Genomic DNA, 26,071 nt, shown 5'->3' on the forward strand with positions numbered 1-26,071 from the left:
TCAACGCCCGGAAGGCACAGCCTTTTCTCCCACCGTATCGGTGTTTCCGGTGAATCCGGGGCCACCCGCCCCGACGTAGCCACGGCTCGCGCCGGACCCATCCTGGCTGACCCAGAAGGAGTAGAGGCTGCCCCGGGTGAGTTCGAAGTGGAACTTCACGGGCTTGCCGCGCACGGCATCGAGGTTCGCCGCGCCTTTCCACTTCAGCTCAGCGCAAGTCTGGCTTCGTCTGACCAGTTCGCAGTTTTCCCTGGTGAAGGGCGGGATGGGCTTGCCCGTTTCATCGAGAATATCTGCCGACAATGCCCAGGCATCGGTATTCACAAAGAGGTGCCGTCCATTGAAGGCGACCTTCTTCGTTGTGAGATTTCCGAGTGCATCGCCCGCATCCATGGAAGCAAAGCCATCGCGTCGCAGTGTAGCCACACCTACCGTGGCGCCCGTGTACATGCCGCGCACGCCATTCGGGGCGATTCCGGAGTAGGCGGTAAAGGGGAAGTAGAGCTTGTCACCAATCACCGCACACACACCCGTGGTGCCGTGGATGTAGCCGCGATCATACGTCCCGTCCTTCTGCGAAGCGCCGATGAAGGCGCGGCGGTCCGGGCGATGCCAGTGGAAGCCATCTCGCGAGAAGCCCAGCTTGATCTCGGTGATCTTGGGGAACTTGCCCTCGTCACAAATCTTGTTGTCCGGGCCGAGGTGGATGTAGAACTCGCCGAGCAGGATGCTCTCATACGCCACCGCATTGAGCGAGTAGAGCTGGGGTGCATCACCAATCTTTGGGTCTGCTTCATCCAGGCGGTCCGCGTTCGTCCAGTACACGGACTTCTTCCAGTCGCCCTTCATGAAGTCACGGCTCTCGGCGTAATAGCGCGAGCGCCCATGCGGGCCACCCTGCTTGATGCTGTACACCCACGCGTGGCGGAAGGGATTGTAGAAGATGGAGCAGTAGTCGGCGGACTTCTCCATGGGCACCGGGTCAGACCACTTCACGCCATCGGAAGTCTGCAGCGTGTGCGGGCCGCGGTCGGTGAGGTACTTGATGCGTTCCTTGGGATTCTTCGCGTTGATGTCGAGCCACACGGAGTTGTCACCGCCCACGGCCTTGCGACCGGGAGGAAGGAGGAGATTGCCACCGGCGAGTTTCAGGTCGGGACGAGTCCAGTTGATAAGGTCCGGGCTGGTGGCAACTGCCAGACCACCACGCCATCCGGCGGTGTAGAACATCTTGAAAAGATTCTCCTGCGGCTCCCAGAACACACCGCCGTGACCGAGGTAGCACACGGCCTGCTGATTCCCATCCGCACCGGTGGGCGCGAGTTCGAAAGGCGTCTCCGGCTTGAAGACAGGATTGCCTTCATACTTCTCCGCCTCGTGGTAGGTGCGCTTCAGATTGGTCTCCTCGATGAGGAAGTCATCCACGAAGAGCTGGCGACCGAAGGTGATGGGGATGACGTCCGGCTTGTTCTTGTCCTCCAGCCACGGCACGGTCATGGGTTCGAAGGACTTCGGGTCCTGCGTCTTCGGCGGCCACTCGCCGGGATTGCGCAGACCGTTGTAGGTGACTTCACCGATGGTCGTTCCGAGCGCCTTGCTCACGAGCATCTTCGTCTGCGAGCCGGGGGACACCAGCTTGCCTGCGAGGATGTCCTCCTCCGTGAAGCGGGCCATGAGAATTTCGCGCTCCTTCGCGCGCTCGCGGTCGTGGATGATATTGATTGTGCCATCCGGAGCCTGGAAGCCATCAGGGTAGGATACACCATTGCGCTCATCGATGACCAGGCCACCCTTCCATGTCTTGCCCTCGTCCTCGGTGAGGTAGGCGGTCATGAGCGTGCGGCCGGTGCGCTCATTGAGCGGGCCATTCTTCACCAGCAGGATGCGGCCGGAGGCGAGCTTCCGCAGGTGGAAGCGTGCGCTGGGATTCTGCAGCGTGGAAGGTTGCGGCTCACTCCACGTCGCGCCCTGGTCAGAGGAGAAGGTCTCCGCGATGCCGTAGTTCGTGCGCACGAGCATCCAGAGGCGACCATCATTGAGCTCCACGAACATGTGCTCATCAAACTGCGTCTGCGGCACGGCCACACCACCACGGCGGGTCCACGTGGCGCCTTGGTCCTTCGAAACAAAGAGGTGCGCCATGCGCATGTCATCCAACTCGGCGTGGGCATCACGCAGTTCGGGTGGATTGATATTGCCGCGGCCCCATAGGGAGATGGGCAGGAGCCACTCGCCGTTTTTCAGCACGAGGGGTTTGTTCAGCGTGAGCCCGTGCCAGATGCGGCGTGGCTTGGACCAGATGGGAGTTTCGGCATCAGGGTTATCACACGTGATGGCCCACACACCGGCGCGGCCATCGTAGTAGCCCATCGACTGGTCGTAGAAGAGCCAGAGCTTGCCCGTGGGGTCGGTCCACAGGTTCCCCACGAGAATGCGCTTGCGCAGGCCGGTGGGTGCCTCGGGTGGGTCGATGACGAGGCGTGGCTTGGACCAGGTGGCGCCGTTGTCATCGCTGCTGCCGAGGACGAAGTAGCCCAGGTCACTGTCGCCACCTGCGACCCATGCGGCCCAGAGGCGGCCCTTCTGCGTGCGGTCCATGCCAATGACCATGGCATAGTCGCGCTGCTCATCGGAGTACTCGGGACCGGGGTTGGTGTTGATGAAGGAAGGCTCCATCGCCATGTCGCGAATGCGCTTCGGCACCGCGAGGCCGTCGTCCTCATCTGCGGCGACCAGCGTGGACGCGTGGGGCAGCAGGGAGGCCGTGAGGCAGAGGAGAGGAAGCTGGAGGTGGAAGCTGAGGCGTGCGAAGGTCTTCATGCCGGTGCGGAGCGAAATGGAAAGGAGAGCGTGGAGTGGTTTACGGCATTGTGCGTGGCGAATTTCTTGAGAAGAACGCTGATGTCATGTTATGGTAACATCCCATGGCCACTGCCGGACCCTCTGTGAATGCCACTGTCAGCCTGCAAGACATCGCCACGCGAGCAGGCGTGTCCGCCATGACGGTTTCCCGCGTGTTGCGCAATTCACCCCGTGTGGCGGAGGCGACGAAGAAGAAGGTGATGCAGGCCGCCCGGGCGCTGAAGTACCAGCCGGACCCGCACCTCGCGCGCATGATGACCATGGTGCGCAGCCGCAAGGCCCCGCGTGTGAGCGCCGTGCTGGCCGTGGTGCGGGAGGGCGCACCGCAGGATGCGCTGCATGATACGGCATATCAGTATGTATCCATTGGTGATATCCGCAGCCGAGCCGAGAAGCACGGCTACCATGCGGAGGAGTTCTGGCTGGGTCGGGATGGCATCACGCCCGCACGTCTGGGCACGGTGCTGCAGGCACGCGGCATTGAGGGCATGATCGTCTCACCGCAGTCCTCGCAGATGCTGTGCGCGCAGATTGATTACTCACCCTTTGCCGCCGTGACCTTCGGCTACGGGTTGAAGCAGCCATCATTGCATCGCGCCGCGGGAAACATGACGCTTGGCGTGCAGATGGCCACGGCACAGCTTGCCGCGCGCGGGTACAAGCGCATCGGCCTCGCCGTCACCCGTTGGGTGGATGACCGCGCGGAGCACGCGTACAGCGGCGCCATGCTGCACTTCCAGCAGGGCGTGCCGAAGAGCGCTCGCGTGCCCATCCTGCTTTTCCCGCACAATGACCTGCGCAAGTGTGCCTCCGTCTTCAAGGAGTGGATGAAGATGCACAAGCCCGATGCGCTCATCTCTTTCGACACCTATGTGCCCGACTGGCTGAAACAACTCGGCCTGCGCATCCCGGAGGACATCGGCCTCGTGGTGCATGACTGGACGCATCGCATGAAAGGACTCGCGGGCATCTACCAGCGGCGCGATGAAGTCGCCGCAGCCGGTGTGGATCTGGTGGCCACGCAACTCCTGCAACACGAGCGCGGCGTGCCGGAGGTGCCCCGGCAGATTCTGATACCGCCCGCGTGGATGGAGGGTGGAAGTGTACGAGGGTAAACGCAAGGCAGCAAAGAAGTTGAAGGAGGTTAGGCGTCCCGCCTGACAGTGGGCGTTAGGCGTCTCGCCTGACCGAAACTCCGCTAACCTACTCGCTCATCACACCGCAAGGCCGTTTCCGGTTAACCGCAAAAGGGCAGAGAGGCAAAGGACGCAGAGGAGTGAGAGGGTTTGGCGCTGGGTAGGCGATGTGTTGAGGAATGGTGCGTCTCGTTGCAGAGGAGGCAAAGACGCGCAGGACGCGTGAACACCTGCCATCTAGACCTTTGTGTCTTTTTGCGTTTTCTTGCGGCTATCCCTTCAATCGGAGCTGAGGCGATGAACTGAGTGGAGTTGCGGTCAGGCGAGACGCCTAACGCCCACTGTCAGGCGGGACGCCTAACCTCCTTCAATTCCTTTGCTGCTTCGCTGCTTTGCGTTTCACCTCACCTCATCGCCGCCCACTCGCCCGGTCGACCATGTTTTCGTAGATCTTCCTGCGCTCCTCCATACCGAGGCCCTGATTGCGGATGCCAATCATCTGGCGGTTGATGTCCTCGCGTTGTTGCACGCTCAGGCGGGAGAGTTTCTCTACCATCTCGGGGGGCGGCTGGCGCGGGTAGCCATCGGAGGTGAATCCTTCCTTGTAGTTCACAGCGGCCTTTTTCGCCTCTTCGACCTCAGCGGTGTTCAGCGGGCGTGGGCTGCCGCCGGGGCCTCCGCCTCCACCGGATGAGCCATTGCCATTGCCATTGCCAGCACCGCTGCCGCCTGTGCCCGACGAGCGTGCGGGTCTGGGGGGCGGCTTCTGGTAGCGAATCACGGTGATCTGTCCGCCCTGCATTTGAACCTTCGCCGTCCACGTGTGCATCTGGGCCGGGTCACCGCCGATGCCAATCAACTGCCATCCCTCGCGGCTCGGCGTCTTGGAGACCACGTGGGATTCCATGGTCTGGGTATCCAGGAGCGTGGCCACCATTTCATTGTTGATGTGCGCTACGCCCGTGAGGATGAGGGAATCCGAAATGCCCAGCGAGCGGGTGAAGGGAGAGTTCGCGAGGAGCCCTTGGAAGGCGTCGCTCTTCAGCGGCTGTGGCAGGTCCTCATCAGGGACCGTGGCGGGTGATGCCGGTGCCGCCTCAGGTGGCATCTCGGCGCCACCAGCCGTCATCATCACTATGCCACACAGCAACACGCTCGCGAGAAGGATGCGACGCGACGTCATCGCCTTCTTCACCAGCAGCTGGGACAGTGGAGTCACGGGTTGGGATACGGCGGGGACTCGGGGCGAACTTTCATCGGAAGATGAAGGAGGTTAGGCCTCTGGCCTGACGTCACCGGCCGCTCAACATGCAGTGACCTGGCAACGTCTCGTTGCAGAGGAGGCGGAGACGCGCAGAATGCCTGTTGCCCAATCTCTGTGCTTTTTGCGGCTATTCCTTCAGTCGATGTATAGGCAGGAAGCCGGGTCTCCTGACCGGACAGTGGTTGGCGGGTCTCCTGACCTGTCTGTCAGCAGCCCGTGACTTCACCCTAAAAGGGCTCGCAAAACCCAACAATTCCCGATTGAGTTGTGTTTGTATCTGTGTTGATCAAAGCCCCCCAACTGCATGAAAAGACTTACCTCGCTCGTCCTCACGCTTGCCTTGACCTTGGCAGGCATGGCTCATGGTGCCGATGGCTTCAAGACTGGCGGCGTTATTCTCTATCAGACGAATGACGTGCTGCTGACGCGCGCGCCGGAGGTCAAGGTGCTGGCGGCATACACGAAGGCCATCGAAGCGGCATGCCATGAGTATTTCACCAAGGAGGCAAGCCCGAAGTCCCCCTTCTACGTGGTGACGGCAGTGAAACCCGGCAAGGTGGCGAGGGTGTGGTTCATCACGCCTGACGAGAAAGAGATTGCGCGCCTCGAACCGCTCAAGAAGAAGCTGGAAGCCCTGCCCGCGATAGCGGTGAAAGAAGGTCCCGTCGTCTTTGCCATAGCGGATGAGGCCACAATAAAATCGGACAGCCAAAAGGCCGAAAACCCGCCCATCCCGGTGGAGTGGCAGAAAGCTGCAGCCAAGAGCCCAAAGGAAAACCTGGTGATCCCGGATGACCTCCTCGCCCTGGTGTGGCCGGATACGGCAGAGGAAAAGGCTGCCGCGAAGGCCACGGTGGACGAGTTCGTGGAGCAAATCCTGGACCCGCTCGGTGGCAAAATCCCCAGGCCCAAAGCCTGGCACTACTCGGAAAGCCACAACGGACCCGCTTTCATGTGGACCATCTCCGAGCAGGACATCGCCAGTGGCGGCGGTTATGAAACCGGCGTGCGCATCCAGGCCTTCTTCGGGCTGAAGGAGAAAACCGGGAAGACGCCGAAGGAATTCCTCCAGGGATTCCTCGAGAACAAACAGAAGGGCAATGTGAAAGTCCTCTCTACATGCGAGGAGAAGGAGCAGGGCATGTTCACCCGCACCTGCCTGGAGGTGGAGGAGGGGAAGTACCGCATCCTGTACTCGCTCTTTTGGACCACGGGGGACGACCTCGATGCCGGCGTGGTGATGATCTCCGGCGCTCCGAAGGAACAATGGGACCGCTACGCCCCCATCTTTAACCGCATGACGAATTTCCAGCTCCTCGACATGAAGAAGATCGAGGCGGACGCGGCGAAGGAGGAGGCTGCAGAAGGGAAGAAGTAGGGTCGATTAGAGGTGAGTGGTAAGCGGTGCGACGGTAGTCAGTGTGGCGGTGGAGTTTGGATCGCGGTGGCGTATGCCGCGCGAATATGAATAACCGCAAAAAAACACAAAAACGCAGCGCTAGGGATGTGGGCTGTGGCATGGCGGGTGGCGGCACAGGAGGTCGGGTCTCCTGACCGGACAGCGTCTGTCGGGTTTTCCTACCCGCCACTTTTTGGCTGTGTTTTTATGAAACTGCGCTAAGCTTGATGGCAACCATGAACTGGTATGTGCCGCTCCTTGTCACGGGACTGTTCCTCGCATTTTCTGCGACGGTCTTCCTGGTGTCGCTTGCCATCAGCCATAAGATGCTGGCAGGAAATGCTGACTACCAGAAGCAGCGAAGATTTCTTTTGGTGATGTGGGCTGGCTTTACCTTTTTTACTCTGGTGGATATGGGGATTGACCGACTATATGGAAAGCCTGTCTCGCTGGTGGATTTGATGATTGGATTCATGGGGGTCGCGTGGGGATTTGCGCTTGTCTTCTTTGGGCAGCGCATGGCAGCTCGTTTGTTGGGGTTTCAACTGCCTCGCTGAGAGCAGATGCGACCCATGGCTGTGGAGACTACTGAGGTGGGTTTGGTTTGGAGGCGCGTTCTCGTTGCTCGCGGTGGAGGCGGGATGAACACATGATGTTTCGCTTGGGCGCTCTCCGCAGCCGCGCCCTGAAGGGGCGCAGGAGCCCAGCCCAGGGTTAGGGAGCTTCAGGCGACCGACACCCTGGGTGGTGTATCAGAATGTATTCGACCCTGAAAGGGTCGGGGAGTCGTGGAATGGCGAATGCAATATGGCAGACCTTCGCGGCACTCTCCTCGACCCCTTCAGGGTCGGATGATTTTTTTGGATGCCGACCCAGGGTGTCGGTCGCCAAGGCTCCCTAACCCTGGCTGAGCTCCTGCTGCCCTTCAGGCAGCGGCTGCCAGGACCAATGTCATTTCTTTTGAGGTGGAGCTTTTTTGTCAGCAGCTATGTCGATTCTCTTCACATCCTTCACCTCACGGAGGAGGTTCTTTTGCCACTCACCTTTCTCCCAACCCGATTTGTCCTTCCACGCACGTGCATCCTGCTCACTCGATAACGGATGTTGCAGGACATCGAGCAGCACCATCAAGGTGTTTTCTCTAAAGACTTTTTCGTCGCCAACTTGAAGTGTCGGATGTGGCTTCGACTTGGGTTTCCGTTCCTTGTCATCAGCCTCATACCAGATGACCATATCCGTGACTTGCACAAAGCCTTCAAACTTCGCGATGAACCAGGCGTTATTTTCATGCAGCAGGCAGGTGTCACCTGTTGCGTGCACGTAGTCTGGCGTTTCGGCTATTGTTGACTCCAGGCAGGAAAGGAGGAATGCCGTCAGTAATGCGAGAGTTCTCCCTGCGTATAAGGAGTGCGTGAGTGCTGCATTCCATGAGTGCTTTTTCATGGAGCTGATTATCGAGAAACTGCGAAAAACGGCAATCGCAATGGTGTTGTGGCGCACAGGATAAAGCCGCTTGTTCGGGCGGGTAGGAAAACCCGCCGGACGCTGTCCGGTCAGGAGACCCTACTTCCTATCTGTGCTGCGTCCAATGTGATGGCACGACTTCGCCTACGCGATCAACTCCTTAATCACCTGCCCGCCAAACTGCGACAGCTGCTTGAAGCGTCCCGCGTGATAAAACGTCAACCGGTTGTCATCCAGCCCGAGCAAGCGCAATAGGGTCACGTGCAAGTCACGCACGTGGTGCACGCATTCCACGGCTTCGGCGCCGGTTTCATCGGTGGCGCCGATGGTGTGGCCAGCTTTGACACCGCCGCCGGCGAACCAGATGGTCATGGCTTTGGGATTGTGGTCGCGGCCGTAAGCGGTGCCGCCGCGCACGCCGTTGTCGGGTGAGCGTCCGAATTCACCGCACCACACCACGAGGGTGTCCTCCAGCATGCCGCGCTGCTTCAGGTCGGCGATGAGGGCGGCGATGGGTTTATCCACGGCGCCGATGAGGTTCGCATGGGCGCGCTCGATGTAGTCGTGACTGTCCCACGTGCCGGCGTAGAGTTGCACGAAGCGCACGCCCTGCTCCACGAGCTTCCGCGCGAGCAGGCACTTGCGGCCAAAGGCATCCGTGCGGTCGTTGCCGATGCCGTAGTGCTCCAGGGTCTTCGGGTCTTCCTTGGACAAATCGAGAATGCCCGGCACCTGCATCTGCATGCGGAAGGCGAGCTCGTAGTTCTCCATGCGGGCGGAGAGTTCGCCGTGCCACGGATGCTCGGCGAGGTGCTCCTGATTGAGCTTCGCGAGCAGGTCGAGATTCGCGCGCTGCAGCTCGGGTGTGATGCCCTTGGGCGGTTGCAGGTCGAGAATGGGCGAGCCCTTCGCGCGCAGCGGGGTGCCCTGGAAGCTGGCAGGCAGGTAGCCGTTGCTCCAGTTTGAGGAGCCGCCCTGCGGGTAGCTCACCTCGGGCAGCACCACGAAGCCGGGCAGGTCCTGATTCACACTGCCCAGGCCATAGGTGGTCCACGAGCCGATGGCCGGGTCGCCGCCGAAGCGGTTGCCGGTATTCATCTGATACATGGCGGTGGGGTGATTCACCGAGTCCACCTGGCAGCCGCGGTAGAAGCAGAGGTCATCCGCCACGTGCTGCAGATTTTCCCACAGCGTGCACATGTCCGCGCCGCTCTGGCCGGCCTTGCGGAACTGGAAGGGGCTCTGCACGAAGTAGCGTTTCCCACCGGACATGGCGGACTGCTGCTTGTCCGTGCGGGTGAATTCCTTCAGGTGCTGCTTCGCCAGCACGGGCTTCGGGTCAAAGGTATCGATGTGCGAGGGGCCGCCCTCCATCATGAGGAAGATGCAGCGCTTCGCCTTCGCCTCCACGTGGCCTTCCTTCGGAGCGAGTGGTCCAAGTTTCTTCTGCTGCTCTTCCGCTGCCAGCAGGGTGGAAAGGGCGACACTGCCCACGCTCGCGCCGAGCCCATAGACAAACTCACGGCGCGTGGGGGCCCACAGGGCGCGTCCTCCCGAACAAGGGAAGCGATGGCTGGTGCTGGAAAGGGCAGGGTGCATCGGCAGGAGAGGGGGGCTCGTGAGCGGAGCGGCGTGGGCGCTGCTTCTTCTGCGTGTAACGATGCGGATCACCCGTTTTGGACAGGAAATTGCAATGTCGACATGTCGAAAACCAAGTGCTGGATTTCAACACAGAGACACGGAGGATTTTTAAAAAGAGCGTTCTCTTAAGCTCTGTGTCTTTGTGTCTCTGTGACTCCGTGTTGAAATCCCTGATTCCCCACTCGCGAGCAAATCTACAACTGCGGCGGCGGTGGTGCCGGAGCCTCCGCCACGGCAGGGGGCAGTCGGTTGGGCTCGGTGAGCTGGAGGAAGCGGAGTTCCTCCTGGAGCATCATCTGCCCCTGCGGAATCTGCCTCGCGATGGCCTTGGCCTGGGCGTCGCGGCCTGCGGAGGTCAGGATGCCACAGAGTACTGCCGCCTGACCAGGGGTGAGGTGACCGAGGTTGCTTTGATTCATCGCATGCGCCGCCGCATCATAGTTCAGCATCCGGAAGTGCCCGAGTGCGGCGAGCAGCTTCAGCCGCGAATCGTCCGGGGTGTCGTTGAGCAGCTTTTGCGCGCTGGCGATGGTGGTCTCCAGGTTCATCCCGGCCAGAAGGTTGGCGTAGAGGGAGCTCTCACGGATTTCCTTGTTCTCCGGCCAGCGTTCTGCACCATCGTGGCAGGCTTCCATGAAGCCCTTGGAATTGCCATTGCGGTAGGTGAGTTTCAGCAAGCCGTCGAAGGCCCTGCGCTGCATGGGTTCCGAGCGCACCCGGAGACTGGAGGCAATGCGGTAGGCCTGCTCGGCCACCAGCGGGTGGTTGCGCTGCTCCGCATAGGAAGCGATGTGCACGACCAGTTCTATCCGGCCGTACTGCTCCGCGGAATGCAGCGCCTTCACCAGGAGGTCGTTCACTTCATCCCAGCTCTTGCCCCGGATGTAGGCCAGGTGTGCGGTGTACAGGGCGCGCTCGTACGTTTGCAGGCGGGTGCGGGGGTCGTTGATGAGCCGCTCCATCTCATCATGCTTGTTTTGCAGCATGAGCACGTTCAGGTAGTGGCGCAGGAGAGGGGGGTACTCGCGCACCTTGTCCTCGTTGAAGAGAATGAAGAAGCGGTCGTACTCACCCTCCGTGGAGAGCCAGCGGGCAATGGGTTCCAGGTCCTCGCGCTTTGCCTTGAGGCGATCTGCCACGGCGCGGTCCATGATTTCCTTCCGTCTTGCCGGGTCGAGGGCCACGGTCCGCTTCATTGCGGCGATGCGGTGGGGCTCGCCCGCGAGGGGGTGGCGCTCCAGCAGGGCAATGATGAGCCGCTGTTCTCCCGGGTCAGTGAGATTCTGCTCATCGAGAAATTCCAGCGCCTCCAGCCCCGGCTTCTCCTTGGACTCCGCCACCTGCCACACGGCCGCCATGCCCTCGCTCTTCTGGATGGGGTTGCCCAGCTCGATGCGGCGCAGGGCGTATGTCAGCTTGATGTCCAGATCATCGGGCGCGCGCTCCACGTACACCCGGAGGATTTCCAGGAGCTGTTCCTTGCGATTCAGGTTACGCATGACCTGGTCCGCGATTTCCACCACGCGGCGGTTCGGCTTGGAATTGCGCAGGCTCTCCTCGATCTTCACGCTGGCGGTCTTGTTGTCAGACAGGTTCTGCAGGGCTTCGATTTCGAGCTGGAGGTCCGCATCCGTGAATTGCCCGAGCTTCTTCAGCTTGTCGAGGAGGTAGGTGGAGTACTTCTGCTTTGTCTGGACATAGTAGCCGGCCAGCGTGCGGATGGCGTTGGGGTTCTCCGGGTCCAGATGGTAGGCCTTCGTGGCGGAGGTCCACGCCTTCATGAACTGCCTGTCCTTCTCGTACTGCTTGGCGTCCTCCACCAGTTGGTTGGAGCGGAAGTGCTGCCACATGTTGTACCAGGTCTTCCCGTAGAGCAGCACGATCGTCGAGATGCCGAGGAAGGCGACGACGATCAAAATCTTCGCAATCAGGCGGGTGGATTCCGACTGCCTGTCCATGTCCGCCAAGCTGGGCGGGAACAGCCAGCGCCAGGCCCGCACGAAGGGGCGGAACAGGATAAAGGGCTCGGCCGCGTCAGAAGTAGCGTGAGTCTGGGATTTCAGCATGAAAGAGGAGCGGGAAGCATAGTTTTTGGTCACCTAAATGGCAAGGATGTTGAAAACACATCCGCGTCAGGAAGGAAAAGAGTTGAGGCCCAGGGTTGACGCACCCGGCCGGACCGTGGAGGACGGGAGGCATGCTCACCCCGGAAGTCTGTGAAGCCGTCCTCAGAGACCACTACCGCAATCCGCGGCATCGTGGTGTCTGTGAGGGCGCGTTGCAGCGGGAAAAGGTGGAAAATCCGGCGTGCGGAGACGTGGTGACCCTGACTCTCTGCCTTTCTTCCGAGCCGGAGCCGGCCATCACCTGTGCGCGGTTTGAGGGGGCGGGGTGTGCCGCGAGCCAGGCCGGGGCCTCGCTGGTGCTGAGCATGGTACAGGGCCTGAAGACAGAGGAGGCCTCCCGGCTGCTGGACCGTTTCTGTGAAGTGATGACCTCAGGCAGCGCCGACCCGGAAGCGCACCATGAGGAGTTCGGCGACGCGGGCGCGCTGCTCAGCCTGGCACGCTTCCCCGCCCGCGTGGTGTGTGCCACCCTGGCCGCGCAACTCCTCCGGGCCGTACTGGCGGAGCAGGGGTGAGTGGTGGCGGGGCGCTCGACGGTGCAGGTGCTTGCCTGCTTGCGGTTGGGCGTGACGATTGTGGGAAAGAGGGGCTGACGTTCTTCCACCCACTCATGGAGCACACGGTTTTGGAAAAACCCATGAACCTGCTGGCGACATCTCTCCCGCACTTTTTAAGAACACGTCCAATCCCGCCGGTGACGGGAGTACACGGAAACTCCGAAGGCCTCGCTGGCCTGTGGAGGGCACCATGCCGGGCTGTGCCTGACTATGTTCGTAAGTAATATTCAATTCCCTCACCGCACCATGTTTTGTCTCGACTTCCTTCCTTCCAAAACGATGGGGGAGTTCTCACGTGATTCCCGGTAGATCCCCTTTTGCACAAATCCCTGACAGCTCACTTTTTTCTTGAACTCTTTGGCAGCATTGCGCACAGATTTTGTCTCCGCCCGTGTCCACTCGCACAGTGAATGTGGGTGTAACAATCCAGTCACCCCGGCGTTACTTTTCCCTGCACAAAGCCCAAGGCACATCCTCACATCATGATACAGGTAAAGGACCTAAGAAAAGAATTTGGAACCAAGGTCGCAGTCGATGGAGTGACCTTCAATGTGGAAAAAGGTGAAGTGCTGGGCTTCCTCGGCCCCAATGGCGCCGGGAAATCCACTTCCATGCGCATGGTCACCGGTTACTACCTTCCCACCGCCGGCACCATTCACGTGGGTGGCGTGGACATGCTGGAGGAACCGGAGAAAGCCAAGCGCAGCATCGGCTACCTGCCCGAGAATGCGCCTCTGTACTCAGACATGAGCGTCTCCGCATTCCTCAGCTTCTGCGCGGAAATGCGTGGCCTCTACGGGGCCGCCCGCTCGAAGGCCGTGGACAAGGCGCTGGAGACCTGCTTCCTCGGCCCGGTGCGAAACCAGAGCGTGGACACCCTGTCCAAGGGCTTCCGCCACCGCACCTGCCTTGCCCAGAGTATTATTCATGATCCGGAAGTGCTCATCCTGGACGAGCCGACCGACGGTCTCGACCCCAATCAGAAGCACGAAGTGCGCAACCTCATCAAGCGCATGGGTGAGACGAAGGCCATCATCTTCTCCACCCACATCCTGGAGGAAGTGGAGGCCGCCTGCTCCCGCGCCATCATCATCGACCGCGGCAAGATTGTGGCGGACGGCACTCCGGACCAGCTCAAGCGGCGCGCCCCCGGCGCCGATGCCGTGCGCGTGGTCATCCATGGTGCCCCCGGCACGGCCATCCGCGAAGAGCTCGGGAAAATCACCGGCGTGGAGAAAGTGGAAAGCACCTTTGCGGAGGATGCCCGCTTCGCTGGCCGTGTGCTGCCCTCCCGCAAGGGCAGCCATGACGGACTCGCCCGCGAAATTGCCGCCCTCGCCCAGGCAAAGGCGTGGAAGATTGAGGAACTGCACCGCGAAGAGGGACGTCTGGATGAGATGTTCCGCGCCCTCACCCGCTCAGATACCGCATGAGGAAATGCCGTCCTGGTCCCCGGCGCGTCGGGCACTGAAAAAGTTCTCCACGCGTCCGGCGGTGTTGTTCCCTTTTGATTGATTTACCACCACACGTTCTCCCCATGAGTCCCTGGAAAAATATTTTTGCCGTCTACAAGCGCGAGCTGCTCGGCTATTTCAATTCGCCCCTGGCATACATCATCCTCGTCATCTTCCTGCTCTCCGTGCAGGGCTTCACCTTCATCTTCGGTGGTTTTCTCGCCCAGGATAATGCGTCGCTGACGGGCTTCTTCGTCTGGCATCCGTGGATCTACCTCATGCTGGTGCCCGCCGTGGGCATGCGTCTCTGGTCAGAGGAGCATCGCCTCGGCACCATGGAGCTGCTCATGACCATGCCCATCTCCTCGTGGCACGCCATTCTGGGCAAGTACTTCGCGGCGGCCACCGTGTGGCTCGTGGCGCTGCTGCTCACCTTCCCGATTGTGTGGACGGTGTTCTACCTCGGCCAGCCTGACCCTGGCCCCATCATCAGCGGTTACATCGCGAGCTACCTGTATGCCCTGGCCTGCCTGGCCATCACCAGCGCCGTCAGTGCCTTCACCCGCAGCCAGGTGATTTGCTTCATCATTTCCGTGACCATCTGTCTGCTCATGTTCCTGGTGGGACACCAGCCGGTGGTGGACTCCATCCTGAAGGTCGCTCCGGACTGGCTCTCGGGCCCCATCAATACCATCTCCGAGCTCGCCTTCATGAGGCACTATGACTACATGACCAAGGGGCTCATCGTCTTCCGCGACGTGCTCTACTTCGCCAGCGTGATCGCCGTCTGCCTCATGATCACGCACCACGCCCTGCAGAGCAAGCGTGCCTGAACCCCTCCGCTGACCCTTCTTTCCACTTCTTCACCCAGACCTTCCTGTTGCGTATGAAACACAAGGCTACCGTGTCAGCCCTTATCATGGTGATTGTCATCGGCATCATCGTGGTGCTGAACTACATCGTCGGATACCTCAACTTCCTGAATCCCAAGTTCGACCTTACCGAGAAGAACATCTACACCCTCTCGGACGGGACCAGGCACATCATTGATCGCATCAATCCGGATGAGCCGGTGACCATGCGTTTCTATGCCACGCAGGACTCGCGCATCATCCCGCAGGGCGCGCTCAACTATGTGACGCCGGTGCGCGACCTGCTCTCGGAGATCGAGAAGGAGTCGCGTGGCAAGATCAAGCTGGAGCGCATCGACCCCCGTCCCAGCACGGAGGATGAGGACAAGGCCATTGCTGATGACATCACCGGCTTCAATGGCCTGGACGGCACGAGCAAGTTCTACCTCGGTCTCGCCGTCGAAGCAGTGGATCACAAGGAGATCATCCCCGTGCTCAATCCCAATGACGAAGCCCAGCTCGAGTACCTCATCGCCCGAGCCATCTCCAAGGTGACTGCTGGCGAACACAACCGCCTCGTGGTGGGGGTCATGAGCGCCATGCCCATTGCCGCGCCAGCCATGAACTTCCCCGGCATGCCGCAGCGCACGCCACCTCCGTGGGTTTTCATCCAGCATCTGCGTCAGGACTATGATGTGCGTGAGATCCCCATGACCTCCGACAGCATCGATGCGGACGTGAAGATTCTCTTCGTGGTGCACCCCGCGGGCATCAGCGATACCGCCCAGTTCGCCATCGACCAGTTCCTGCTCAAGGGCGGCAAGGTCATCGCCATGGTGGATCCCCGTTCCATGGTGGCAGAGGCGGTGTACAGCAGCCAGAACCAGATGGGCATGGGCATGCCTCCTTCCGCTATCCCACCGGTGTCTGACCTGCCGAAGCTCTTCAAGAGCTGGGGCATCGGGTACAACAGTTCCAATCTGGTGGCAGACATGACGTACCGCCTGGATCTGGGCGGCGGCCGTTCTGTCCCCACCTTCCTCAGCGTGGGTCGGGATGGCATCAACACCAGCGAACCTCTCACCTCCGAGCTTGAGAAGATTCAGATGTTCTCCGCAGGCGCCTTCGAGGTGAGCACGCGGGAGGGCATCACCGCGACCCGCCTCGTGGAATCGTCTGAAAACTCCTCCTTCATCGACAGCAGCGAAGCGGAGAAGGTGCAGACGCAGGACATCACCACCTTCCAACCGGATGGAAAGAGAAAGGTGCTGGCCGTCCGTCTGACTGGAACCTTCACCACCGCCTTCCCGGAGGGAGCTCCCAAGGCAGAACCGGCACCTCCTGGTGGTCCCAAGCGTCCGGGCATTCCCGGCCTTCCTCCTGGCATGAGCATCCCTGGACTCCCGGGTGAAACCGGTGGGGAAGACAAGAAGGACGCTGGCGCGCCTGCCGCCGCCGCCACGCCTGCTCCTGCTCCTGCTCCTGCTCCTGCTCCTGCTCCTGCTCCTGCAGCTAACAAGGACGCTTCACCGGCACCCGCCGAAAAGCCCGCTGAGACCAAGCCCGCAGCCGAGGAAAAGCCTGCAGCCCCTGCACCCGCCACTGCAGCAGCGCCAGCAGCAGAACCCGCCAAATCGGCAGGACCAGAGTTACTGAAGAAGTCCGTGAACAACGAAGGCATGGTGTTCCTCTTTTCCGATGCGGACATGCTCTACGATGTCTTCGCGCTTCAGCGGGACCAGTCCGGTCGTCCACTTCCCATCCCCAGCAACTCGAACATCCCGATGATGCTCAACATCATTGAAATGGCGAGTGGTAGCTCCGACCTCGTGGCTGTGCGCAGCCGCGCCTCCAGCCAGCGTGAGTTCACCAAGATGAGCGAACTCATGTCCACCGTGGAGGCCAAGTACCGGCCCATCATTGAGGAGCAGAACCTTGCCCTCGCGAAGGTGGTGCAGGAAATCGCCAGTCTCTCCGGCGCGAAGCAGGAGCAGGGCGTGGTGTTCCTCAATCCCAACAAGCAGCAGCTTCAGCAGCTCAAGGACACGCAGCTCGAAATCCAGAAAAAGAAGCGCGATGCCGAGAAGGAGTTGAAGAGGCAGAAGGACAGTCTCGAGATGAAAATCACCATCGCCAACATGGTCGGTATCCCGCTGCTGGTCATTGCCATCGGCCTCGTACTGGCCATGCGTCGCCACTCCCTGCAGGCCGCCCACTGAAGCAGGAGCCACTTCTGAAAGTCATTCTTTTTTGCACGCTGTTCCCATCACATGAAAAAAACTGCAATCCTTCTCGTCGTCCTTGTCGCGCTTGTGGGGTTCGCCTTCTTCTACAAGAAGGCGACCGACGAACGCACCAGCGGCTACAGCTTGAGCAAGGCGGATGCGCGTGAGTATCTCCTGCCCGGTATCCCCTCGGACAAAATCCGCAAGATCGTCATCCAGGACCCCAAGGGCAAGGTCACGCTCGCTGTCTCTGGCAATCAGTGGGTCGTGGAAGAGCGCAGTGGTCACCCTGCGGCCTTCCAGAAGATCGAGCACGCCGTGCAGGCGCTGGAAGATGTGAAAATCAAGGACCGCAAGGAAGTCGGCAAGACCGCCCTAGCGAAGCTGAAGGTACTGTCCCCGACGGATGCACAGGCGGGTGAGGGTGCCGGCCTTGAGGTGCAGCTGCAGGATGAAAAAGGCGCGGTGCTCGGCAGCGTGGTGGTGGGCTCCTCTCCCAAAACTTCCGGCGGCGCCTCCAGCGGCAACATGTTCGGCGGACCCACCCCGCAGCGTTTCGTCCGCACGCCCAATGACAAGGACACCGTGTGGGTGGTGGAAGACAGCTTCGATGAATTCCAGGTGGATGCGAAGGGCTGGATCGACACGGCATGGCCCATCATCACGGGTGTGAAGTCTGTGGAGGTCACCTTCCCGAATGCCGCAGACTCGTGGAAGGCAGAGCGCAAGGAAATGAATGTGCCCTTCACCTTTGTGAATGCGCCCGCCGGTGAAGAACTCGACACTGCCAAGGCCTCCGGCTTGGACGGTCGCGTGCTCGAAGGTCCGCCTTCCGACGTGCTGCCCAAGGACAAGGTCACCCCGGATACCATGAAGGGTGCCACCAAGGCGAAGCTCGTGACCTTCGACGGATTCACCTATGATGTGGAACTGCTCGAACAGAAGAAGGGAAGCGAGGAAGGCTCCGCACCCGGGTATCTGGTGACCTTCAAGGTCTCTGCGGACCTCCCCAAGGAACGCAAGCCCGGCGCCGATGAGAAGGAGGAGGACAAGAAGCGCCTGGACGAAGAGTTCAAGAAACATAACGAGGGACTCGCCGCGCAGCTGGCAGCCGAGCAGAAGCAACAAGGCTGGGTCTATGAAGTCTCGCCGTACGGCGTGAGTGCCCTGGTGAAGAAGCGTAGCGAGCTGATCCGCGATGCATCCTCCGCACCCGCCGAGCCTGCGCCCGGCGCCGACATGCCCGGAGCTTTGCCGGCGCCCACCGTGGCCCCCAGGCCGCCCAGGCCCCTCTCCATCCCTCCTGCTTCCATCGCCAGGCCGCAACCTGCGCCGGCACCTGCAGAAGCTCCCGCTCCCGCACCGAGTGCGGAGAAGCCTGCTGAAACGAAGCCCGCACCTTCCGAGGCGAAGCCTGCTGAAACCAAACCCGCGGAAGCAAAGCCCGACGCGCCTGCTGCACCAGCGCCTGTTCCCGCCAAGCCTGACGCTGCTCCTGCTGAAAAGCCCGCAGAAGCACCATCTCCTGCTCCCGCACCGAGCACCGACAAACCTGCTGAGTCCAAGCCCGCCTCGTCCTAGTCGAGGCGAACCAAGCAGACCAAACGAAACGTCTCAGAGAGGACATGCGGACATGGCGCCGCATGTCCTTTTCTTTTGTGTCCGCTTTGCGCGAAGCGCTGCCTTGATTTGGAGTGCTGGAGCTTGCTCCAGCTTTCCGCAGGCAGCTTGCTGCCGTGAAGCCAGAGAGAACTTCCCATCCTCCAGCATGTAGCACGCCGAGTGTAACTTCACGCAGAGCAAGCTCTGCTCCCAAAAGCTGTCCCGCATGCGGGATCCAGCACTCCAAATTCGCCGCATACCCATAGCCCGTGATCATGGCCGGATTTCCCGATGACTGCGTGGCAGTGCAAAGCGTCCCATGCACATGACCATCCCCATCTTCCCTCTTGAACACCCCCCACCCGCACCGTAGCCATACCCATGTCCATCACCACCCGGCGCGGCGACACTGGCGAAACTGACCTGCTCTTTGGCTGCCGGGTGCAGAAGGACTATCCACGCATCGATGCCATCGGCTGTGTGGATGAATTGAATGCCGCCCTCGGCGTCGTACGCCTCACTGCCACCGGAGAAGCCGCTCTCCGCGAAGTGCCGCTCATGCAGAAGACGCTCATCGCCTTGATGGGTGAACTCGCCACGCCCCCCGGGCAGGAGACTCGCTACGCGGAGACACATCCGCAGCGTGTCGATGCCGCCACCGTACAGCATCTGGATGAACTGGTGCGCGAATTGGAGAAGGCCGGCGCGCTCCAATTCAAAGGCTGGGCTCTTCCTGGTGAAGCTGGTTCACTCAGCGGCGCCCATTGCGATGTCGCCCGCACCGTGTGCCGCCGAGCTGAGCGCGCCGTGGTGAGTCTCAACAGCACCCCTGAGGCCGTGCCGAATGAAGAGATTGTCCGCTACCTCAACCGTCTCTCAGACGTACTCTGGCTGATGGCGCGCATCGAGGAGAAGGCAGCGCCGTCCGGTGAATGATTGGTGATAGAAAGTGATATACCATGAAAGCATGGCAAATTCAGAGACCCGAGGGTCCGCAGGGACTGGAATTGGTGGAGCTGGAAGCTCCCAAGCCTGGACCGCATGAAGTGCTCGTACGCATCCGTGCGGTTTCGTTGAACTATCGAGACTTCGGCACCACGAAGCGTGAACGTCCGGGAAATCTACCGCTGCCCTTCACCATCTGCTCAGACGGGGCAGGGGAAGTGCTGGAGGTTGGCGCTGGTGTCACGAGGTGGAAATCAGGAGACCGCGTCATACCCTTGTTCTTCCAGCACTGGCCCGCAGGCGGCATGACCCATGCCGTGATGAAGTCCGCCCTCGGCGGCGCACTTCAGGGGGTGCTCGCGGAGCAGGTGCTCATTCGTGAAGATGGACTCGTGCGCCTGCCGGATTCACTGACCTTCGCACAAGCGGCCACGTTGCCCTGCGCCGGACTTACTGCGTGGAATGCACTCGTCGGTCACGGCCATCTGCAATCTGGTGACACCGTGCTCACCCTCGGTACCGGTGGTGTGTCCCTGTTCGCCTTGCAGTTCGCGAAGATGCATGGAGCACGCGTCATCATCACCAGCAGCAGCGACGAGAAACTCGCACGTGCGAAGGAACTCGGCGCGGATGAAGGCATCAACTACAAGACCAAGCCCGACTGGGAACGTGAAGCCTTTGCGCTCACCTGCAAGCGCGGCGTGGACCACGTCATCGAACTCGGTGGTGCGGGTACCTTGCAGAAGTCGCTCGATGCTGTGCGCTATGGCGGTCGCGTGAGCGTCATTGGCGTGCTCACCGGGTTCGAGGGCACCGTGAATCCCTGGCCCATCATCGCCCGCAGCCTCACCGTGCAGGGCATCTACGTGGGCAACCGCGAGCACATGGAAGCCATGCTGCGCGCCATCGAGTTGCACAAGCTGCAACCTGTGATCGACCGCGTCTTCAGTTTCGCTGAAGCCCGTGCCGCTTTCGAACACATGGCGGCTGGAGCCCACTTCGGCAAGATTGTGATCGAGGCGTAGGGTGGGATGTTCACTCGTCCCAATTCACCTTCTCCAGGCTTCCATAAAAGCTCTCCAGCGACTCTGCGATAGGGAACATGTCTCCTGACTCGTGGTCCCAGTAAAAAATTCCCGTCCCTCGATTGGAGTTTTGCGCCTCAGTGTCGCACAGTACGTAGTCACCATTTCCAATGGCGGCGATGGGGAGAAATTGGTCAGGCAGGTCCCTGTAGTACCGGAGCATCTCCAAAGAACTCGGCATCAACATGCCGGCAACTGAACTGGTGAGAAATAGCAGCGTGGCGTTGTGGACGGAAGCCTGCTCACCAGATTCGTATTCTGCATTGAATTCTTTGTACCGCGGACCTGGAACGTAATCATAGCCTGCGATCTCATCCGACTGCGACGCCTTCTCAAGGTAGACTGAAGGCAACGTGAGCCCAAATTGTTGTTTGAATTCCTCCGCGGTCATTTCTTCGGGTTGTTGACTTTAATCGTGACGTTGTGCGGCATACGTCTCCGTTACACCTTCCCATTCCCCCGGCAAAATCCCTCCCACGCCCTCAACCTGCGCGCCTGTTCCTCGCCTTGCGGAGAACTCTTCACCAGGTCCAGATACATCTGTGCATCACTCACCAGTGGCAGGTCGAGATCCAGATACTGCTGCAGGATGCTGACATAACGGTAGGACGGCTGGGTCTCAAGGAACACACCTTCATCATCCGGGCCGTGCAACCACAGTCCGCCGACAATCGGTGAAGCTTGCTCTGAATCATCTTCGATGTTGTCGATGCGAAGATCCATCTGCTCCAGCGCCGCCGCATCCGGCATGGCGGAGAGATAAACAGACACCACATCCTCTTCGGATTCCGGTGGCGCTCCCTCGGGATGGCGCAGACCTGCGGCAAACTGCCGGGTGAAGGCAATCTGGACATTCTGCGATTTCGCCCAGGCGCGCAGTGTGTGAGCTACTTCAAGCGGGCTGCGCTCCTCCGTGGCGAAGTGCAGTGACTTCGTTCGCGCTTCGAAGTTGTCAGTCGCCGCCCAGGCATCCAGCAAACCGGCCATCTGGACTACCTGCAGCTCCCGCTGATTGGCGCGCGAGGCGACCCCCTGGGTGATGAGATGCTGCGCGATGCGCGAGACCAGTCCGGCGCTTGCCTTGCAGCGTGCCACCACGTCGCCATGACTCCACGGATGTGAGACATCCGTCAGCAGCGTGCGCAGAATGCGGGCGCTCTTTCCGACGAAGATGTTCCGTGGCTCCACCTCGTGCTTGTACGCGCGGCCGGGCAGTGCCGCCCGGTCCACCAGCAGTCCCGGTGCGCGCAGCAGGGTGCGTCCATTCAGATCCATCGCACAGAGGCGACGCTGACGGCAGGTCTCCTGCATGCGGGCCGTGAGTTCCGTGGTCAACAGCAGGGGAGGTGGTGAGCCCGCAGGCACGCGGATTTTCCCAAGTCGTGCCTGGCTGGGGCGCAATTCATAGACCGGCGTGAAGGATTGCGTTTGTCCCTCCACATCCAGTTCCAGCACCGGGATGGGGGCTTCTTTTGCAGGCTCGGAGAATCGCCAACCCAGGTCCGGATCCGCATGCAGCAGGAGAGTGAAGTGCATCACCAGTTCCGAGTGCTCCCGCACCGGCGTGACGATCTTCCTGGACTTTGTTTTGGCAGAAGTTGTCGCAGGGGATGCTGCGTTTTCCGCCTCGTCATGCCACGACTCAAAATAAGTTCGGTCCTCCATGGAAGTGCTCCGTGATTCTGAAGGCGCGGCAGGCAGGGAAAGGAGCGAGGCGAGCTTCATGGGGCAGGCACCCTAGCGGAATTCGTGCCCGCTGGCGAGGAGTTTTGCAATGGGCTTGCGTGCTTGATATTCAAGGTGCGAGCCATCCATTGAGACAAGCTTTACCTATCCTTCGGAAGGTGGCGCCAGCTCGCCATGCCTGCTTTTTTAGTCTTGGCTGCATGGAGAAACTTCCTTATGATGCGATCGCCGGGAGCGATGTGAATTGCTGCACCTTGTGCGGATTTTTTATGGCAACACCACAACGTGGAATCTTAAGCGTGAAACCTTCCACCTCCGCCGTCTGCTCCAGACCCACGGGCTGCAAAATTGTACTCAGCTGTCTTCTGGGTGTCCAATTGATGCTCCCCAGTGTGAGATTGCCCGCCGATGAGCCTCAGGAGAAACGAGAGACAGGAACTTCCAATATTCCCGCTTTTCGTCTCTTGATTCCAGCTCCGCCATTTGAGGCCCGCATTGAGGCGGCTATCGCTGCTGCTGTGGCTCCTGCAGCCGTCGAACGACCTTTGGAACTCCAGGCCGACACCAGCACTTTTCGATTTGATGCAGAAAGCCGCTCGTGGAAGCCCACGGGAGAAAGAACTTCGACCACTCTCGAAATCAACAATCTGCTCGCGAAGGACTTCCGTCTTCGGTATCACCCGCTTGTGAGCATGTGGTTTCCCTCCGCGGAGACAGACATGGAGAAGATGAGATTGCTGACACAGGAGGAGATTCATTCCAGGTTTGGTGAAGTGGTTGTGAGACATCGCATTTCGAGTACCCTGGAAAATGAGCCTGTGCATAAGACGAACCGGGTGGAGATTCTTCCTGCAGCGGAGGTTCATTCATTCACGATGCACGGCCTCTCCTTCCTGAGTTTCACTCTGTGGGGAATGGAGCGCGTTTCCGGAAGGAGTCTGGCCGCTGAAATCGTGGGACCGTTGTGGACCAAGCGCCAGGTGGAGGAGACTGAGGACTCACTGTCGCTCACGCTGATGGACGACTATAACACCTACTATCTGGTGCTTGATAAACGAAAGGGGTTGGCGATGCGCCTTCTTGAGCACAAGACCCAGCTCTGTGGCAGCGGCGAGCCGATGACCACGAGACATGAAATCATGGACCATGAAGCGGTTTCGGACGGAGTGTATCTTCCGAAATTCGCAGCCTTCACCGAGTTTCGAAAGGATGAGCCCGTCCGCAGGATTGAATATCGGATGAACACACTGCGCCGCCTTGAAAAGCCAGTCGCGTTGGATTTGAACTTCGAGGAGGGTACGCCCGTGATTGATAGAAGGCCCGGACAGGTCACAAAGAAGCCTGGCAGGTGACGCGATGGAACTTCTGCGCGAGAATGACGAGGCGTGACCCGTTCATGACCTCGTTCCCGGCTTTCTTCCTATCCAGCGTTCCTCCTCCTCCATGTCCAGACATCACTGCCCGACTCGAGTTTTCGCGTTCCTGATTCTCGGGGTGTTGACTGCGCTCATAGCGACGCGGGTAAACGGGCAGACACCGAACACATCTGTTTCTCCGGCCGCCGCCGCAGCGAGTTCCACGCCTCCACATCCTGGTCTCACAGAGTACATGGGGCGCAATGTGGCGCAGACCATGCACTACACCGGCGCAGCATGGCTCATCCGCACGAAGCGCGATCGAGAGGAGGCGGCCACGCTCATGCGCTCGAAGCTGGAACTCAGGCCCGGCATGACCGTATGCGACCTCGGCTGTGGCAATGGCTACCACACCTTTCCCATGGCCAAGGAAGTGGCGCCCTCGGGCAAGGTCTACGGCGTGGAGATTCAGGAGCCCTATCTGAAGATGCTGGAGGAGGCGGCAAAGAAGCAGGAGGTGACGAACTTCGTCCCCGTGCTCGGCCTCCTGCACGACCCGCAGTTGCCGGACAATACCTTCGACCTCATCCTGCTGGTGGATGTGTACCACGAGTTTTCCCATCCCGTGGAAATGCTCGCCGCCATGCGCAAGGCGCTGAAGCCCGATGGCAAGCTGGTGCTGGTGGAGTTCCGCGCGGAGGATGACTCCGTGCCCATCAAGCCCGAGCACAAGATGTCCAAGGCCCAGATCAACAAGGAGCTCAATGCGAACGGCTACATCTGTGTGAAGGAAGTGGATGAACTGCCCTGGCAGCACATGATGTGGTTTGGCAAGACGGCGGATGGCGCGTCGAGCCCGACGAAGTAGGCGATGAGGCACAGTCGAAGCAGTTCCGCGGACTACCCCCTTCAAGGCAAACGTCCTTCCACAAAAAAGGACGGTAGGGACGCGCAGGAGCGCATCCCTACCGCCCCAATTTTTGTTCTCCTCCCTTGAAAGTTGGGCGCGCTACTCTCAGTTCCCCTTCTCCCATGAAATTCGTCCTGCTCCTCAGCCTCATCTTTGCTGCCGCTGTTTCCGCGGCTGACCCGGTCACTCTCACCCTCGCCGATTTCACCGATGGCGAAGGCAAACCCGTGCCTGCCGGCTGGGTGCAGGAGTCAGATGGCACCATCACGCGCGTGGCCAAGGCCGGAAACATCATCTCCAAGCAGGAGTATGACAGCTTCGAGGTCGAGTGGGACTGGAAGCTCGACGCCGGTGGCAACAGTGGCATCAAGTACTGGGTGAACAAGTTCGACAAGAAGGGCTGGCTTGGCGTGGAGTACCAGATGATCGATGACGAAAAGCACGCGGACGCCAAGAAGGGCGACAACCACAGCACCGCCAGCATCTATGACATCATCGGTCCCGTCGCGGACAAGGGCGTGAAGTCCGCCGGTGAGTGGAACCACAGCAAGATCATCGTGAAGGACGGCAAGATTGAGCATTGGCTCAACGGCAAGCTCGCTGCCAAGGCAGACACCAAGTCGGAAGAATGGAAGGCCGGCATCGCGAAGAGCAAGTTCAAGGACGTCGCGGGCTTCGCTCCCGGCAAGGGCAAGCTCATGCTCACCGACCACGGCGACCCCGTCTGGTGGAAGAACATCCGCGTGAAGGCGCTGTAAGCGGTGTTGCGCTGAGATAAAGGCTCAGTCCTCCTGAAAATTTGAAAAAGCTGCCCGGCAGGAATGCCGGGCAGCTTTTTTTGTGGATGGCGCGGCAGGCTTGGGACGCGAAACAAGGTAGGAAGTCGGGTCTCCTGACCGGACGGCGTCCGGCGGGTTTTCCTACCCGCCTTCTTCATTCTTACCTTCCATCATCATCCTCCGCAAAACCCCAGCCAATCCGTTGCCACTCTGGGTCCACCCAACGATACCATTTTTCTTTGGGTATCCCTGCTTTTCCAGGGTTCCTTCCGATATACCGTACAACCTTGGCGAGATGCGCGGCATCCCTGACAATAGTGTCGTGGCTTTCACCAGCCCACAGATTGCCCTGCCTGCCGATAAGCTTGTTCACCTCCTTTGCTGAAAAGCCTTTCCAGGATTTGAGGATTTCATCTGGATCGTGGCCAGAAAAGGGCCTCACCACCAAGTGAACGTGATTGGGCATCACACAGTGCGCGCCGAGAGCATAGCGTTTCTGGTGGAAATGAAGGAGCGTGTTTGCAACCACGCGAGCGCACTTCTCTTCGCGGAACCAGCATTCGCCGGAGCCAGCGTCGAGCCACGCTTCTATCTTCTTCATGGTTTCCCGTTGCAGGTCTGAGATGGCTTGAGCGTCCAGCTCATTATCCGCATGCTCGCGGAGCCACCTCTCCCGAAAAGCCTCTAGTTCACGAAGCTTCTCCGCTGGAAGCGAATCCGCGAGACGAAA

General features: G+C 60.2%; 21 protein-coding genes. 13 read left to right on the top strand and 8 right to left on the bottom strand.

Translation table 11 applies throughout. The annotated features are described in order from the left end of the window. Positions 1–2,820 carry a sialidase family protein gene (locus G5S37_RS07850; RefSeq protein WP_165202452.1) on the bottom strand — a complete coding sequence of 940 codons (2,820 nt, stop codon included), beginning with the start codon at positions 2,818–2,820 and terminating at the stop codon, positions 1–3. 104 nt (positions 2,821–2,924) lie between these two features. Here G5S37_RS07850 and G5S37_RS07855 point away from each other — a divergent pair, with 104 nt between their 5' ends. Further along, positions 2,925–3,977: a LacI family DNA-binding transcriptional regulator gene (locus G5S37_RS07855; RefSeq protein ID WP_165202454.1), complete on the top strand. Its 1,053-nt coding sequence runs from the start codon at positions 2,925–2,927 to the stop codon at positions 3,975–3,977. Positions 3,978–4,407: 430 nt separating this feature from the next. Here the strand turns inward: G5S37_RS07855 and G5S37_RS07860 are convergent, their stop codons facing one another. Then, positions 4,408–5,217, bottom strand: coding sequence for a hypothetical protein (locus G5S37_RS07860; RefSeq protein ID WP_165202456.1), 810 nt, complete (start codon positions 5,215–5,217; stop codon positions 4,408–4,410). A 349-nt stretch (positions 5,218–5,566) separates the two neighbouring features. Between G5S37_RS07860 and G5S37_RS07865 the strand changes: the two genes are divergently transcribed. Both G5S37_RS07865 and G5S37_RS07870 read left to right on the top strand, forming a co-directional pair. Beyond that, positions 5,567–6,640 carry a hypothetical protein gene (locus G5S37_RS07865; RefSeq protein WP_165202458.1) on the top strand — a complete coding sequence of 358 codons (1,074 nt, stop codon included), beginning with the start codon at positions 5,567–5,569 and terminating at the stop codon, positions 6,638–6,640. Between the two features lie 248 nt (positions 6,641–6,888). Then, positions 6,889–7,218, top strand: a complete 330-nt coding sequence (locus G5S37_RS07870) for a hypothetical protein (protein WP_206026352.1) — start codon at positions 6,889–6,891, stop codon at positions 7,216–7,218. Between the two features lie 394 nt (positions 7,219–7,612). Here the strand turns inward: G5S37_RS07870 and G5S37_RS07875 are convergent, their stop codons facing one another. The 3 genes from G5S37_RS07875 to G5S37_RS07885 form a co-directional block, all read right to left on the bottom strand. After that, positions 7,613–8,104 carry a hypothetical protein gene (locus G5S37_RS07875; RefSeq protein WP_165202462.1) on the bottom strand — a complete coding sequence of 164 codons (492 nt, stop codon included), beginning with the start codon at positions 8,102–8,104 and terminating at the stop codon, positions 7,613–7,615. 165 nt (positions 8,105–8,269) lie between these two features. Further along, positions 8,270–9,724, bottom strand: coding sequence for a DUF1501 domain-containing protein (locus G5S37_RS07880; protein ID WP_165202464.1), 1,455 nt, complete (start codon positions 9,722–9,724; stop codon positions 8,270–8,272). 236 nt (positions 9,725–9,960) lie between these two features. Next, positions 9,961–11,832, bottom strand: a complete 1,872-nt coding sequence (locus G5S37_RS07885) for a hypothetical protein (RefSeq protein WP_165202466.1) — start codon at positions 11,830–11,832, stop codon at positions 9,961–9,963. A gap of 131 nt (positions 11,833–11,963) precedes the next feature. On the opposite strand from G5S37_RS07885, the gene sufU reads away from it, so the two are divergent. From sufU to G5S37_RS07920, 7 genes are all read left to right on the top strand, one after another. Further along, positions 11,964–12,407 (top strand): Fe-S cluster assembly sulfur transfer protein SufU, encoded by a 444-nt coding sequence (gene sufU, locus G5S37_RS07890; RefSeq protein ID WP_165202468.1) that lies wholly within the window; start codon positions 11,964–11,966, stop codon positions 12,405–12,407. 524 nt (positions 12,408–12,931) lie between these two features. Beyond that, entirely contained in the window at positions 12,932–13,882 is a 951-nt protein-coding gene (locus G5S37_RS07895) for an ATP-binding cassette domain-containing protein (protein WP_165202470.1), read from the top strand. Positions 13,883–13,986: 104 nt separating this feature from the next. Beyond that, positions 13,987–14,736 (top strand): ABC transporter permease, encoded by a 750-nt coding sequence (locus G5S37_RS07900; protein WP_165202472.1) that lies wholly within the window; start codon positions 13,987–13,989, stop codon positions 14,734–14,736. 53 nt (positions 14,737–14,789) lie between these two features. Further along, on the top strand, positions 14,790–16,973 hold the full coding sequence (locus tag G5S37_RS07905) for a GldG family protein (protein WP_165202474.1): 2,184 nt from the start codon (positions 14,790–14,792) through the stop codon (positions 16,971–16,973). Positions 16,974–17,024: 51 nt separating this feature from the next. Then, positions 17,025–18,560: a DUF4340 domain-containing protein gene (locus tag G5S37_RS07910; protein WP_165202476.1), complete on the top strand. Its 1,536-nt coding sequence runs from the start codon at positions 17,025–17,027 to the stop codon at positions 18,558–18,560. Positions 18,561–18,962: 402 nt separating this feature from the next. Continuing rightward, positions 18,963–19,517 carry a cob(I)yrinic acid a,c-diamide adenosyltransferase gene (locus tag G5S37_RS07915; protein WP_165202478.1) on the top strand — a complete coding sequence of 185 codons (555 nt, stop codon included), beginning with the start codon at positions 18,963–18,965 and terminating at the stop codon, positions 19,515–19,517. Positions 19,518–19,540: 23 nt separating this feature from the next. Continuing rightward, the gene (locus G5S37_RS07920) at positions 19,541–20,551 is read left to right on the top strand and encodes an NAD(P)-dependent alcohol dehydrogenase (RefSeq protein ID WP_165202480.1); all 1,011 of its coding nucleotides are present in this window, start codon (positions 19,541–19,543) and stop codon (positions 20,549–20,551) included. 10 nt (positions 20,552–20,561) lie between these two features. On the opposite strand, the gene G5S37_RS07925 is transcribed toward G5S37_RS07920, so the two are convergent. Then, positions 20,562–21,002, bottom strand: coding sequence for an SMI1/KNR4 family protein (locus G5S37_RS07925; protein ID WP_165202482.1), 441 nt, complete (start codon positions 21,000–21,002; stop codon positions 20,562–20,564). Between the two features lie 50 nt (positions 21,003–21,052). After that, the gene (locus G5S37_RS07930) at positions 21,053–22,276 is read right to left on the bottom strand and encodes a hypothetical protein (protein WP_165202484.1); all 1,224 of its coding nucleotides are present in this window, start codon (positions 22,274–22,276) and stop codon (positions 21,053–21,055) included. A 119-nt stretch (positions 22,277–22,395) separates the two neighbouring features. Between G5S37_RS07930 and G5S37_RS07935 the strand changes: the two genes are divergently transcribed. The 3 genes from G5S37_RS07935 (at position 22,396) to G5S37_RS07945 (ending at position 25,320) form a co-directional block, all read left to right on the top strand. Continuing rightward, on the top strand, positions 22,396–23,649 hold the full coding sequence (locus G5S37_RS07935; protein ID WP_165202486.1) for a hypothetical protein: 1,254 nt from the start codon (positions 22,396–22,398) through the stop codon (positions 23,647–23,649). A 91-nt stretch (positions 23,650–23,740) separates the two neighbouring features. Further along, on the top strand, positions 23,741–24,520 hold the full coding sequence (locus G5S37_RS07940) for a class I SAM-dependent methyltransferase (RefSeq protein WP_165202488.1): 780 nt from the start codon (positions 23,741–23,743) through the stop codon (positions 24,518–24,520). Positions 24,521–24,684: 164 nt separating this feature from the next. Continuing rightward, positions 24,685–25,320, top strand: coding sequence for a DUF1080 domain-containing protein (locus G5S37_RS07945; RefSeq protein WP_165202490.1), 636 nt, complete (start codon positions 24,685–24,687; stop codon positions 25,318–25,320). A gap of 181 nt (positions 25,321–25,501) precedes the next feature. On the opposite strand, the gene G5S37_RS07950 is transcribed toward G5S37_RS07945, so the two are convergent. Next, complete coding sequence (locus G5S37_RS07950) at positions 25,502–25,942, bottom strand: transposase (protein ID WP_165202492.1); 441 nt, start codon at positions 25,940–25,942, stop codon at positions 25,502–25,504. Between the last annotated feature and the right edge of the window lie 129 nt (positions 25,943–26,071).

It is taken from the genome of Roseimicrobium sp. ORNL1 (assembly GCF_011044495.1).
Lineage (GTDB): Bacteria > Verrucomicrobiota > Verrucomicrobiia > Verrucomicrobiales > Verrucomicrobiaceae > Roseimicrobium.